The following is a 13,305-nucleotide window of genomic DNA, read 5'->3' as shown; positions in this document are numbered from 1 at the left end:
GGAAGGAGCCGTGCGACAAGCCCTCGGCGGAGGGGGCCCGGACCCATTGTCACTGGGGGCGCCTAGAGTCTCTCCCACTCGTCACGGTGCGTTGCCACGGACGGGTTTCATCAGCGTGCCGCCGGTTCGGCGGCCGTCCGGGACGACGGGGAGAACAGCGCATGGAGTGGGTTTCGGCGGGCGACTATGAAGTCGCCCTGGAGGCGGGCAAGGTGGTCTGCCGCAACGGGAAGGGCCGACGGCTGAAGTCCGTCCCGGCCGCACTGAAGGACGACCCGGCGGTCGTCGGGCTCCGGCAGTTGGTCGAGTGGCTGGAGCGGCACGAACGCCGGTGCCTGACCGACGTCGAGCAGTGGATGGTGCGTTCGCTGCCCGTCCCCACCGCTGTGCTGGCCCGGGTCTGGCCCGACCCGGCGTGGCAGGCCGCGCTGCGGGACGTGGTGGTCACCGGTGCGGACGGTGGGGTCGCCGGGTTCCTGCGCGATGTCGACCCCGACCGCGGCCTCGGCCTGGTCGACCTCGACGGCGACACGGTCCGCATCACCCCGGACGTCGTGAGGGTGCCCCACCCCGTCCTCCTCGACGACCTCGACGACCTGAGGGAGTTCGCGGTCGAACTGGGGGTGAGCCAGAACGTGGAGCAGCTGTTCCGCGAGGTGTGGCGCCGCCCGCCGGGCCTCGCCCCGGACACGACGTCCGTGGACACCTACGCCGGCGGCACGTTCAAGGAACTGCGCTTCCTGCACGGCCGCGTCACCCAGCTCGGGTACCGGTCGCGCGGCGGCTACGCGGTCTGCCCGGTGGTGGAGGACGGTGCCACCGCCGAGGCGCGCATCTACATCGGCGAGCACGACGGTTACGACGAGTACGGCACCGAGACGGGCCCCCTGGGCTGGACCGACCCCGCGGGGCGCGCGCTGACGGCCGCCGAGGTCGGCCCCGTCGCGTGGTCCGAGGGTATGCGCATGGCGGCGGCGCTCTATGCCGGCCGCGACGTGGAGGACGAGGAGCGGGCGGCATGAGCATCACGACGACGAACACCCCCATGAAGACGACGGCAGCGGGCCCGGCGTTCCTCCCCGCCCAGGCGCCGGGCGAGGGCACCTCCGCCACCGAAGCCCGCGCGGCGGCTCTGCTCGACGCGGGCGGGATCCTCCCGGTCGGCACCACCGACCGGGACGATGCCGACGCGCTGACCGCCCGCACCTACACGCACACCGCCCTCGGTGACCGCCCTGTGGTCCGGCTGGTGCCCGGCACGCTCGGCGAGGCCGAGGACCTGGCCCTGGAGTTCCTTGGGCTGGCCCGGACGGGCGGGGCTCCCGTCGTGGGCCAGGTGCGCCGCGAGACGCTGGGATTCCCCGCCTGGGCACTGGTCAACGACCCGGCCAACGGGCACCACGCCCTGGCCCTGGTCAAGGACATCGAGCGACTGGGCCGTCAGGCCAAAACCCGCGCGGGAGCGGCCAAGGAGGGCTTCGACGCACTCGGTACGCGGCTCGGCCGGGCCGTGCCCCACTTCCTCCCCACGTACTACGAGCAGGTGGCACGCCTCTTCCTCCAGGCCGAGAACACCACTTACGCCGCCTCCTTCTTCGGCAAGGCGCGCGAGGCCGAGCGGGTGCACGGGCTGGTCGTGGACGAGGACCGGCAGCGGGCCGTCTTCCTCGAATTCGCCTTCGCCGGCGCGCTGACCGTCAAGGCGCTGCGGCAGTACGTGCGGGACCTGGTGGCCCGGCTCGCCCCGGCGGACGCCTGGGCGCAGTTCCGCCGTCTGCTGGTCGAGCGGTGTGCGGCCGGCATGCCGCCGTACGCGGCGCTGCCGCAGGACGTGCGCGCGCTGGTCAAGGCTGCGGGGCTGGACCGCGACGCCGCCGAACGCGAGCTGGTGGCCGATCTGATCGGCTCTCCGGGAGTCGTCCGTGCTCCCGTCTCGTTCTGGGCGACCTACCGCTCCGCGCTCGTCGCCCTCGCCCGGGGGGACGCGGCCGTGCGGGCCCGCCTCCTCGGCTTCTTCCCGGAGAGCTTCAGCGAAAGCGGCGAGGACACGGACGGCGAATGCGGCTGGCTCGCGTTGCTGGCCGAGTCCGGAGCCGAGGACCTGCTGACCGCCCTCCCGGACGCCTCCGGCGACGTCCCTTCCGACTCCACGTCCCCTGCCGACCCGGTCGTCTCCCCTGCGGACTGGCTGTCCCGCTGGGAGGCACACCGCCGGCGCAGCCGGGTCACCTCGGGCCGCAGCCCGCAGACCCTCGACCTGGCCGCCCGGATGGCGGACCGGCTGCGCGCCGACGGGCGCCCCGTCGAGCTGTTCCAGGGCCGCTGGCAGCCCACCGCCGACCTGGATCTTCTCGACCTCTGCCTCGCCTCCGGCGTCCCCGTCGCCGAGCCGGACGACCAGGACACGGGCACCGCGCAGGCCCCCGGTGTGGCGGTCGGCCCGTGGCTGACGGACACCGCCCCCGGTGCGCGGGATCTCGCCGCCGTCGCCGAACGGCCGGCCTTCCGCGCTCTGCTGAGCCGGAACGTCGGCGACCTCGGCTACGGACACGGCCAGCGCCTGAGCGACGCCGGCATGGCGAAGCTGGCGGCGCACCCGGTGCTCTCCGGGGTCCTGCGGGAGTGGCTGACCGCCCGCGCCGAGGAGTACACGGCCGCGCGAGGACTCCCCGCGCTGCACACCACCCTCAACAGGCTCTCGGCGTTCCGCACCGTGATCGCGGACGTCGCCCCGGACGCCGTGCGTCTCCTCAAGGCCCACGATGTCGTGCCGGTGCTGGCCTCCACCCTGCGCACCGGCGTCCTCGACGAGCTGGGCTGGCCCGCGCTCGACGAGACCTACGCCGAACTGGCCGCCGAGGCCGCCGCCGCCTCGCGTCAACAGCGCCACCGGTCGGAGAGCGTCGGTGTCACCGGTGCGTGGCCCGCGCTGATCCTGAGCACCCTCGAACGGGTCGTCGTCGTCGGCCCGGAGGGCGTCCTGCTGCGGCACACCCTGCGGGTCCCCGTCACCGTCGACCACTGGCGGACGCTCGCCTTCCGTTACGTCGACGACGAGTTGCTCGTCATCTGGTGGGAGGACGGCAAGCAGCGCGGCTACTGGTCTCACCGCCCCACCGAGGTGTTCACCGTCGGCGGCGAGCAGATCCCGCGCTGGGGCCGCTCCGGCCCCTCCGACGAGGTCTGCCTGCCTCTGCCCGGCGGCGGCCGCGCCACCGGCGCCAAGGCCCTCCACGCGGGCGACACCTCGCTCCCGCCTCAGCGCGCCGTCATCTCCGACGGCACCGGTCACTGGCGGGAAGGCCGCCAGGGCACGCAGCGCGTGTGGCTGGAGTACGACCCGGTGGGCGGCACCCACGGCCGCGCGTCGCTCCCCGCCTTCCTGCGCGCCGGGGTGCAGGACGGCACCCGGCTGCTCGCCGAGCACTGCCAGGTGCTGCCGCTGCAGCCCGGTCTGGAGACCACCCCCTTCGGCACGGACGGTACGGTCCTCGGCCGCTGGGTCCGCCGCACGGTCGGCGAGCCCGGCACCGCCGCCCCCGCGGACGGGCACCGGATCGTCGCCGGCACCCCCGACGGCCACACGGTGACCCTGCCGCACCGGCTGCCCGACGGCGGCTCCCCGGTGCCGCTCGGCGCCCTCACCCTGCCCGGCGGGTCACGGCCGGTCGCGGCCCTGCACCACCGCTCCGTCGAAGCGCACCCGGCGGACACGGACGGCACCGGTGGCAGCCTGTGGTCCGTCACTCCCGGCTCCTCCGGGGGGAACGACGCCGCGGGCACCCCCTACGTGCCTCCCGTCGCCTACTGGCACGCCCTGCGCCCGAGGGACGAGCAAGGCTCCGCCGCCCTGCGGACCCTCACGGACTCCCGGGCGGGAGAGCTGGTCAAGGAGGTGGCCGCTGCGGTCGCCCGGCACCTGGAGGCGTTCCGGGCCGTCAAGGAGTACACCGGGCCCTCGTCTCGGGAGCTGAGCCAGGAAGCCGTCGCCCGGGTCCTGCCCGAGGTGTCCGACGCACGGCTCCTCGCGGGCGTGACCGCGCTCGTCCGGAACGCGGTGGACCGGGCGGCCGCGGCCGCCCGGTACCTGGAACCACCCAAGCCCGTACAGCCGGCCACGCCCCGCACCACCGCCCGTACCCAGGGCATGTTCTTCGATCACGCGCCCGAACACGCCGACGACGCGACCCTGCGGCACGCCTCCGCCTGGGGCTCCGAGCAGATGCACGGCGGCTGGTGGGGAACCGTGAGCCGGTGGACCGCGATCCGGCAGATCCTCGCCGTCAACCACGTCCTCGCCGGCGAGCCGGCGTTCGGCCCACCCGTCCCGTCCAAGGTCCCGTTCGCCACCGGGGACGGCTGGCAGCGGGACGAATACACCGTGCCCGGCGACTCCCCGAACTGGACCTTCCTGCTCGACATGCTGCCCGAGCTGGCCTACCGGGCGGCGTCGGCGACCACCTCCCCCGAGCACCGCACAGGGCTCCTCGTCCTCCTTGACACGCTCGCGGCAGGCCCGCTGGTCGATCCGGCAGGCACCGTCCGGCAGGTGGTGCTCGTCGAGCCGTTCGCCGGCGGGACTGCCGGGCAGGGACAGCACGAGGCCGTGCACCGCCTCGGACAGGTGCTGCGCAGGGGCGCCCGTACCGTCGTGGTCATCGCCGACCGCGGCCGGAACTCGCGGAACGACGCGGCACGCTGGCTCGCCCTGGACCACGACCCGACCGGCGCCTTCGGCCCCGTCCCCGGTTTCACCCTCGCCCACGACCACGTGCACCGGCAGGGCATCGCCCACGACCGGCTCACGCGGCTCACCGCCCTGGTGCGGAAGCAGGGCCCGGCACCCTGGCGGCCGGAGGCGACCGAGGCGTTCCACGCGGCCACCGGAATCGGTCCGCTCCAGTCCGTCGCCCTGCTGTCGGCCGCCGTGCGCGAGCCCGGCGCCGAGGCGCTCGCACTGCTGGGGGTGAAGACCCGCGCCTTCGAGGCGGCCCAGGCCAGGCTGGACGCCCTGCCCCGCGACGACCGGCACGCCCTGGTCCAAGCACTGCTGCCCGAGGACCCCGCCGAGCTGTGGTCGACGGGTCCGGACGTACGGGCCGCCGTCGAGGTATGGCAGGAGCGCCTGGCCTCCCTCGTCCGCGTCCCCGAGGACCTCGACCTCGACCTGTCGGGCACCACCCCTGACGCCGTCGACCTGATCCTCAACACGGGCTCCCGGACCTGGCTCGCCCACGGCACCGATGTCCAGGACGGCACCGGCCGCCCGGGCCTGCGCCGGGTGGGCGCGCGCGGTGCGGTCTCCTCCGCCCTGACCGCCTTGCGCACCCTCGCCTACGCACTGCCGTACGGGCATCCCCTCCGGGCGCACCTGCCGGTCGGACTCGCGGCCCTGCGTGACCGCCTCGCCGACCCCGCCCTGGTGCTCGACCTCGGTCTGGACTGGGCCGAATCGGGCGGCTCGATCGGCGATGCGGTCCGCGCCGCCCACGGACTGCCCGAGTCCGGCGGCGCCGACGCCGACGGCCTGGTCAGGGCCGGCACCTCGCTGCTCCTCGCCCCCGGCTACGGCACCAACGAGAAGCTGCTGATTCGCCCCGCCGGCCTGACCGGCCCCGACGATCCTGCGTTCGGCCTCGCCGAGGGCACCGTCAGCCGTCACAGCACCGGCGATCTACTCGCCCTGCGCGCACTGCTGGGCGAGGAGACGGCCGCGCTGGCGACGGCGGGGGCCCCCGACGGCTCCCCGCACCACCCGGTCCAGGACCCGGCGCGTGCGGTGCCGGAGCTGGTGGCCGAGGCCGCCGAGACCCTCGGCCTGAGCGCGGACGCCGCCGCCCTGTACCTGATGCTGCTCGCCCTGCCCGACCCGACGGACCGCAACTGCGTCCGCTGGACCGAATGGAAGCCGGCACGGATCAAGAAGGCCCGCGCGGAACTCGCCGCCACCGACCTCGTCGTGGAGGCGAAGCGCTCCCGCGCCGGCCGCACCCTGTTCCTCCCCTGCGGCTGGCTCGAACGCGGCGCACCCGGACTGCCGCTGGAGACCTGGAAGGAACGCCTCTATCCCGTGGAGGGATACGCCCGGACACTGCCCCACCTCCCCGTGCCCGCGCTGTTCGCAGCCGCCTGGGCACGGGTCCGGGGCGGCGACGCCCCCGCCTTCGAAGAACTGGACACCCGCGCACCCCGGAAGGGCCGCCGCCGATGACGAGCGACACCACGACCACCATGGACAGCACCACCACGGGCGGCGTCCCGGGCCAGGCGACGGCGCCCGGCGGGGAGCACCGCCAGGTCACCCCGCCCGAGGACCGGTACGCCACGGAGCTGGCCTTCCTCGCCGCCCACGACGCGGGGCCGCGCCCACCCGGCTGGCTCCTCACCCCGCGCGCCGTCGTCACCTTCGTCATGGGCAGCGCGGGCGAGGCACTGGGCCTGCCGAAGGGGGCCCGGCCCGCGGCCGGGGTGCCGCGCCGCCTGGTGATCGAGCAGAAGTTCGTCGGCGACCGCGCCCTCGTCGAACGGTGCGTGGTCACCCTCGCCGGGGAGCGCGGGCTTCTCCTGGTGGGCGAGCCCGGTACCGCCAAGTCCATGCTCTCCGAGCTGCTGTCGGCCGCCGTCTGCGGGACCAGCGCGCTCACCGTGCAGGGCACTGCGGGCACCACCGAGGACCAGCTCAAGTACGGCTGGAACTACGCTCTGCTGCTCGCCCAGGGCCCCACCGAGCAGGCCCTGGTGCCCTCCCCGGTGCTCACCGCCATGACCCGGGGGGCGGTCGCCCGGGTCGAGGAGGTCACCCGTTGCCTGCCGGAGGTCCAGGACGCCCTCGTGTCCCTGCTCTCCGACCGGCGGATCGCTGTCCCCGAGCTCGCGGGAGGTGACGGCGCCCAGGTGCACGCGGCCCCCGGGTTCACCCTCATCGCCACCGCCAACCTGCGGGACAAGGGCGTCTCGGAGATGTCCGCCGCGCTGAAGCGGCGCTTCAACTTCGAGACCGTGGGCCCCATCGGGAACGTGGACGCCGAGACCGCGCTCGTCCGGCGCCAGTCGCGGGCGGCCGTCGAACGCGCGGGCGCCGCCTACCAGGTGGACGACGCGGTCCTCGAAGCCCTCGTCACCGCCTTCCGGGACCTGCGGGAGGGTCGCTCCGTGGAGGGCTGGGAGGTCGAGCGCCCCTCCACGGTGATGAGTACGGCCGAGGCGGTCTCCGTCGCGGGCTCCCTGGCCCTCGCCGCCGCCTACTTCCCCGGCGACCGGGACGTGCTCTCCCTCCTGCCCGGCCATCTGCTCGGCGTCGTCCGCAAGGACGACCCCGCCGACGCGGCACGGCTGCTGGGGTACTGGGACGGTCCGGTGCGCAGGCGCGCGGAGCAGGGGTCGGCCACCTGGCGTGCCCTGTGGGACCTGCGCGCGGTGCTGGAGAACTGACGGATGAGCGAGTCGACCACTCCCGAGACTCGGTCCGCCGCCGAGGTCTCGCCCACCGCGGGGCCGCCGGCCGCCGACGAAGCGCGAGGCCCGGCGGCCGGGCCCGCCACCCCGGAAGCGGCGGTGGCGGCCCTCGCGGCAACGGGACCCGGGCTGCCGTTCCTGATCGGGGTGCGCCACCACGCGCCCTCGCTCGCGGCCGCCCTCCCGGCACTGCTGGACGAGGCCGCCCCCGACGTCCTCCTCGTGGAACTGCCCGCCGAGTTCCAGCCCTGGCTGGGCTGGCTCGCCCACGAGGAGACCGAGGCCCCGGTGGCCCTGGCCGCCGTACCCGCCGACGGGCCAGGTCCCGGCCCGGCAGGCGAACGGGGCCCCGCGTTCTACCCGTTCGCGGACTTCTCGCCCGAGTTGGTCGCCCTGCGCTGGGCGGCCCGCAACGGTGTCCCGGCCGTGGCCTGCGATCTGCCGCTGGCCGACCGGGCGTGGGCGGGGGGCGGTCCGGGCATCCCCGCCCCCGCCCCGGGCGCCGACTCCGGGCCCGTGCCGGGCGACGGGCACGGGCTGTCCGCCGCGCTCCGGTCCCGGCTCACCGGCCGGGACGGCGACGACCTGTGGGACCGGCTGGTGGAGGCTCCCGCACCCGGTTCGACACCCGAGGCACTCCGCCGCGCCGCCCTGCTCACCGGCTGGGCGCTGCGGTACGAAACCGAGGCACGGGGCGAGGTGACCGGCACGGACCTGCTGCGCGAGGCCTGTATGCGCCGCCATGTCGCCGAGGCCCTGGCGAGCGGTCGGCGGCCCGCCGTGGTGGTGGGTGCCTTCCACACCCCGGCGCTGCTGCCGTCCGCAGCCCAAGCCGTCGGGAGTCCCGCGCCGGATGCGGCAGACGCACCGGACGCCTCCGGGCCGGGCGCGGGCGGCCAGGCGAACGGTGCAGCCGGGACGGCGGCGTGCACGGTCTCCCTGGTCCCGTACACGTACCCGCTGCTCGACTCGCGGTCCGGCTACCCGGCCGGTATCCGGGACCCGGAGTGGCAGCACACCGTCCTGGACGCAGCCGGGGACCCGGCCGCGCTGCACGAGGCGCTGATCCGCACCGCGGTCCGCGTCTGCGCCGCCCTGCGCGAGCAGGGCCATCCCTACGGCCCGGCGGACGGCCGGGAGGTCGTCAGGGTGGCCGGTGACCTGGCCCGCTTGCGCGACCTGCCCGCCCCCGGCCGCGGTGAACTCCTGGAGGCCGTGCAGACGGTGCTGGGGCGCGGCGAGACCTACGGCACGGGCCGCGCCGTCGCCCGCGCCCTCGAAGGCGTGCTCGTCGGAGCCCGGACCGGACGGCCCGCGCCCGCCGCTCCGCGCAGCGGTCTCGGCCCCGCCGTCGAGGCCGAGACCGCTGCGCTCGCCCTCCCCGGTCCGGAGGACGCGCACGAGAAGACACCGCGCGACCTCCGGCTCGACCCGGCGCGCTCCACCCTGGACCGGCGCCGCGAACTGCTGCTGCGCAGGCTGACGGTGTGCGGCATCCCTTACGCGCAGGAACAGCAGGTGACCGGCACTGCGGGCACGGAAGGACTGACCACGCGCTGGCAGGTGCGGTGGACCCCGGCGACGGCCGCGATGCTCACCGCTGCGGGCGCCCGCGGCGTCACTCCGGCCCAGGCGGCCGAGGGCGTGCTGAGACAGCGGCACGGGGCCGAGCGCGCGGAGGGCGGCCCGACGGCCGCCCAGGTCGTCCGGGGCCTCACGGCGGCCGCCGAGTGCGGACTGCCCGCCTTGGCCGACGAACGGCTGACGGAGCTGGCGGCCGTACTCCCCGCGAGCGGCACCCTTCCCGAGCTCCTCGCCGGGCTCGACCTGCTGGACCGCATCGACGCCGGCCACCTGCCGGGCCTCGCCGCGCCCGACGGCCCCTCGGCGCCCGAAGCCCCGAATGGCACCGCCGGCGTCTCCGCCCGTGCCGCCCGCACCGCGCGAGCGGCCGAACTCCTGACCTCGGCCGCGGTCCGCCAGGTCGACGGCCTGGCCGGCTCCGAGGAGCCCGAGGACGCCCGGGCGCTGCTCGAACTGGCCCAGCGCGCCGACCGGGTGGGCGGCATCCGGCTCACCGACGCCCTCGCCCGCCTGGCCGCCGGCGGTACGCCGCTGATCGCCGCGGCCGCCGGAGCGGTCAGGGTGCTCACGGGCCACGAGGATTCCGAGGCCTTCGGGGTGCGCGTCGCCTCCTGGGTGGACGGAGCCGTGGACAGCACCTCCCGGGCCGCGCTCACCGCCCGCCTCACCGGCGTCCTGACGGTGGCGGGCCCGCTCCTGACCGTCGGTGTCGAGGCCCTGGACCCGTTGCTGCACCGGGTCGTCGAGCTGGACGACACCGCGTTCCTGACCCGGCTTCCGGCCCTGCGCGGTGGCTTCGACACCCTGAGCCCGGCCGCCCGGGAGCGACTGCTGGACACCATCGAGGAGCGGCTGGGCGAACGGGTGGACACCCTCGACGCGGACGACCCGGCCGACGCGGCCCGGCGAACGGCCGCCGACCTCGCGGCCCGCGAGCTCCTGACCGGCCTCGGCCTGCCCGTCCCGCCGCCCGCGCAGGACGACCGGTTCCCTCCGCCGTCCGGACACCCCGCCGCAACGCACCCCACCGCCGCCCCGGCCGCCACGCCCTCCACCGGGGCCGCACCCGCGCGGATCCTCGCGCCCGCCGACCGGTGGCGGCTCGTACTCGGCCGGCGTCCCGACCAACTGCCGTCCGACGCCGCCCGCCTGGCGACCGCCCTGGACGAGCTCTACGGCACGGGGCGCGGCGAGGGGTCCCGCGGCGGCCTGCCCGGCGGCCACGGGGGTGGTTCCGGACCGCGCGGCGGCCGGGAACCGTCGTTCCCAGGCGTCCGCGAGTGGTCCGAGGAACTGGCGGCGCTGTTCGGCCCCGGCGTCCGCGAGGAGGTCCTCGCCGCCGCGGCCGCGACCGGCCGGCAGGACGTCCTCGCCGAACTCGACCCGGCGGCCGCCACTCCGTCCGTGGAACTTCTCCGGACGGTCCTGCGGTATGCCGGCGGCCTCCCCGAGGCCCGCCTCGCGGCGCTGCGGCCCCTGGTCCGCCGCCTGGTCGACGAACTGACCCGGCAGCTCGCCACCCGGCTGCGCCCCGCCCTCACCGGCACGATGCTGGCCCGGCCCACCCGCCGCCCCGGTGCCCGGCTGGACCTGCCGCGTACCCTGCGCGCCAACCTGGCCACCGCCCGCCGGACGGCCGACGGCACGGTCCAGGTGATCCCCGAGAGGCCGGTGTTCCGCAGTCGCGCCCGCCGGTCGGCCGACTGGCGCCTGATCCTGGTCACCGACGTCTCCGGATCCATGGAGGCGTCCACGATCTGGTCCGCGCTGACCGCCTCCGTGCTCGCCGGGGTGCCGACCCTGAGCACCCATTTCCTGGCCTTCTCGACGGAGGTCGTCGACCTCACCGGCCATGTGCACGACCCTCTGTCCCTCCTGCTGGAGGTGAGCGTGGGCGGGGGTACTCACATCGCCGCCGGGCTGCGGCACGCCCGCAGCCTGATCACGGTGCCCACCCGCACCCTCGTCGTCGTCATCAGCGACTTCGAGGAGGGCGCGCCGCTCGGCGGACTCCTGGCCGAAGTACGGGCCCTGGTGACCACCGGTTGCCACGTCCTCGGATGCGCGAGCCTCGACGACGCCGGCCGGGCGCGCTACTCGACGGGCGTCGCCGGGCAGCTCGTGGCCGCCGGCATGCCCGTGGCGGCCCTCAGCCCACTCGAACTGGCCCGCTGGATAGGGGAGAAGACCGCATGACCGCCGCCCAGTTGCCACCCGTCGCGCCGGAGGTCACGGCCACGCTGGTGGAGGACCTCTCACCGCGGCTACGTAAGAGGCTGGACGCCGCGGTCACCAAGCTCGGCGCCCGCCCGACGCACCGCGACGGGGACACGGTGACGATCGCGGTCGACGACGAGACCGCCCTGCGCCTGCACGCCCCGGGCGGCGTGGTGGCGACGGCTGACGCCATCACCTGCGGCTGCCTCCTCGCCCCGGCGTGCGTCCACCGCGCTGCCGCCGCCTGCGCCGCCCCCGCGGCGGACCCGGCGCCGGAGCCCGCCGACCAGCCCACCCGCGCGGTCCCCGATTCTGCCGCCGCCACGGACACCGCCCCGGACACCGCCGCCTCTCCCGAAGTCGCGAGCCCGGACCAGCGTGCCGCGGCCCACGCCCTGTGGTCGGCGGGTGCCGCCGTGCTGGAGGCCGGCGTCGACGGGGCCGGCGCCGTCACCCAGTCGGCCCTCCTCCGCGCCTCGCACACAGCCCGGCTGCGGCACCTGCCACGCGCCGCGGGCGCCGCGCTGTCCGTCGTCACACTGCTGCGCGCGGCCCGCGCCGGGGACCCGTCCTACCGCACCGCCGACCTCGTCACGGCCCTGGCCGAACTCCTGGGCACCGCCCACCGGGTGGGGACGGCGTCCGGGACGGAGCTGGAAGCGGTCAAGGGCCGCGCGCGCCGCCCGTACAGCCCGGACGGCTCGCTGCGCCTGTACGGCCTGTTCACCGAACCCGTGGTCACCGACTCGGGGCACGGCGGCGTCCGCACCTGGGTCGCCGGACCCGACGGCCGGCTGTTCACGGTCGGCGACGTGGCACCCGGCGGCGTCGGGCGCGCCCTGGGCGTGGCCGACCGGGCCGTACGCCTGGGCGACAGCGCGCTCACCCACCGGGAGCTGGGCCGGGCCGGCCTGGCGGTCTCGGGAGCGACGGTCTCGCCGGACGGCAGACTGGGCGCCGGGAAGGGCGTCAAGGCCGTCACCGCCCGGGGCGCGGCGTGGACGGAGCCGCCGCTCGCCGCCCTGTGGGAGACGCCACCGACCGAACAGGCCGCCCGTGCCCTGCGGGTCACCTCCCGCTACGCCGACCCGGACGGCGGTGGCAGCGATCTGCTCTTCCTGGACGTCGAACTCCTCGGCGCGGTTCGGGAGTCGGGCGGCACCTGCCTGGTCGCACAGTGCGACGGAGGCATCCGCGTTCGGCTCACCGTCGCCGACGACGACCCCGCGCTCGCTCACCGCGACAACCTGATGCTGCTGGCCACGGCGCCGGGAACACGGCTGAGGATCATCGGCCGCCTGGTGCCCGCCCTCCACCCCCGGCTCACCCTCCTCGCCTGCTCGCACCCCGCCGGCGAGGGCACGATCGACCTCGGTCTCGACCGCCTGCGCCGTGCCGACCTCCCGGATCCGGCTGCGCCCGTGCATCTCGCCCCGCCACAGCCCGGGGGGTCCGGCGCGCACTCGCCCCTGTACCTCCTGGAGCGCCGGGTCGAACAGACGGTCCCGGCAGGCCGCGCCGCCCTCGGCATGCTCGGCGACGTCACCGCCGAGTCCCGCCGCCTCCGCCGCGCGGGCCTCCCCACGGCCGGCGGACTCCTCACCGCCCTGTGCGCCTCGGCGGCCCAGCGCGATCGCGACCACTTCGGCCGCCTCCTCCCTGCCGACACCGACGGCTTCGCCACCCACTGGCTCACCGCCGCCCGATACACGGCCGCCGTCGCCGAGTCCCTCTGCGCGGCAGCCTGGCAACCGACGCACGAGCACGCGACCGAAGCGCCATCCGTCCCGGAGCCGTCCCACTGACGGGCGCGTCGAGCTTGTCAGCCTCCAGGGCCGCGGAGCCCCCGCTGCGCGGCCTCCGCGGCGCAGCCAATCAGGCCAACAGTGGCGTGATCACTCTTCCGGTCGTACGGATGAGCCGTGCAGGGAGTGGGGCTCAACGCTGCCGCCGAGACCCGGTAGGCGGCAGAGGGCGCAGAGGTTGATCTTCGGCCGGATCATGTGAATCCTGGGACCTCCGACGAACGCACCCCTGCCCGCCACGCGC

The 13,305-nt window shown here is 76.0% G+C and carries 5 protein-coding genes; all 5 read left to right on the top strand.

Annotated elements, in window-relative coordinates:
- Nucleotides 1–161: 161 nt before the first annotated feature.
- The 5 genes from ACZ68P_RS32615 to ACZ68P_RS32595 are packed head-to-tail and all read left to right on the top strand — an operon-like array spanning nucleotide 162 to nucleotide 13,061.
- Nucleotides 162–1,022 (top strand): DUF4132 domain-containing protein, encoded by an 861-nt coding sequence (locus tag ACZ68P_RS32615; RefSeq protein WP_471012582.1) that lies wholly within the window; start codon nucleotides 162–164, stop codon nucleotides 1,020–1,022.
- Nucleotides 1,019–6,211 (top strand): hypothetical protein, encoded by a 5,193-nt coding sequence (locus ACZ68P_RS32610; RefSeq protein WP_471012580.1) that lies wholly within the window; start codon nucleotides 1,019–1,021, stop codon nucleotides 6,209–6,211. Before ACZ68P_RS32615 ends, ACZ68P_RS32610 begins: the two co-directional genes overlap by 4 nt.
- Nucleotides 6,208–7,431 (top strand): ATP-binding protein, encoded by a 1,224-nt coding sequence (locus ACZ68P_RS32605; RefSeq protein ID WP_471012577.1) that lies wholly within the window; start codon nucleotides 6,208–6,210, stop codon nucleotides 7,429–7,431. Before ACZ68P_RS32610 ends, ACZ68P_RS32605 begins: the two co-directional genes overlap by 4 nt.
- A gap of 3 nt (nucleotides 7,432–7,434) precedes the next feature.
- The gene (locus ACZ68P_RS32600) at nucleotides 7,435–11,235 is read left to right on the top strand and encodes a vWA domain-containing protein (protein ID WP_471012576.1); all 3,801 of its coding nucleotides are present in this window, start codon (nucleotides 7,435–7,437) and stop codon (nucleotides 11,233–11,235) included.
- Nucleotides 11,232–13,061, top strand: a complete 1,830-nt coding sequence (locus ACZ68P_RS32595) for a hypothetical protein (RefSeq protein ID WP_471012575.1) — start codon at nucleotides 11,232–11,234, stop codon at nucleotides 13,059–13,061. Before ACZ68P_RS32600 ends, ACZ68P_RS32595 begins: the two co-directional genes overlap by 4 nt.
- The last annotated feature ends 244 nt before the right edge of the window (nucleotides 13,062–13,305 follow it).

Source organism: Streptomyces sp. NPDC036822 (assembly GCF_055609145.1).
Note: the sequence above shows the minus strand (reverse complement) of the source record. Positions and strands in the feature narration are given on the sequence as shown.

Bases quoted from the DNA above. Each gene is read 5' to 3' on its own strand.
- ACZ68P_RS32615 (WP_471012582.1), top strand. From the start codon at position 162: ATGGAGTGGGTTTCGGCGGGCGACTATGAAGTCGCCCTGGAGGCGGGC.
- ACZ68P_RS32610 (WP_471012580.1), top strand. From the start codon at position 1,019: ATGAGCATCACGACGACGAACACCCCCATGAAGACGACGGCAGCGGGC.
- ACZ68P_RS32605 (WP_471012577.1), top strand. From the start codon at position 6,208: ATGACGAGCGACACCACGACCACCATGGACAGCACCACCACGGGCGGC.
- ACZ68P_RS32595 (WP_471012575.1), top strand. From the start codon at position 11,232: ATGACCGCCGCCCAGTTGCCACCCGTCGCGCCGGAGGTCACGGCCACG.
- ACZ68P_RS32600 (WP_471012576.1), top strand. From the start codon at position 7,435: ATGAGCGAGTCGACCACTCCCGAGACTCGGTCCGCCGCCGAGGTCTCG.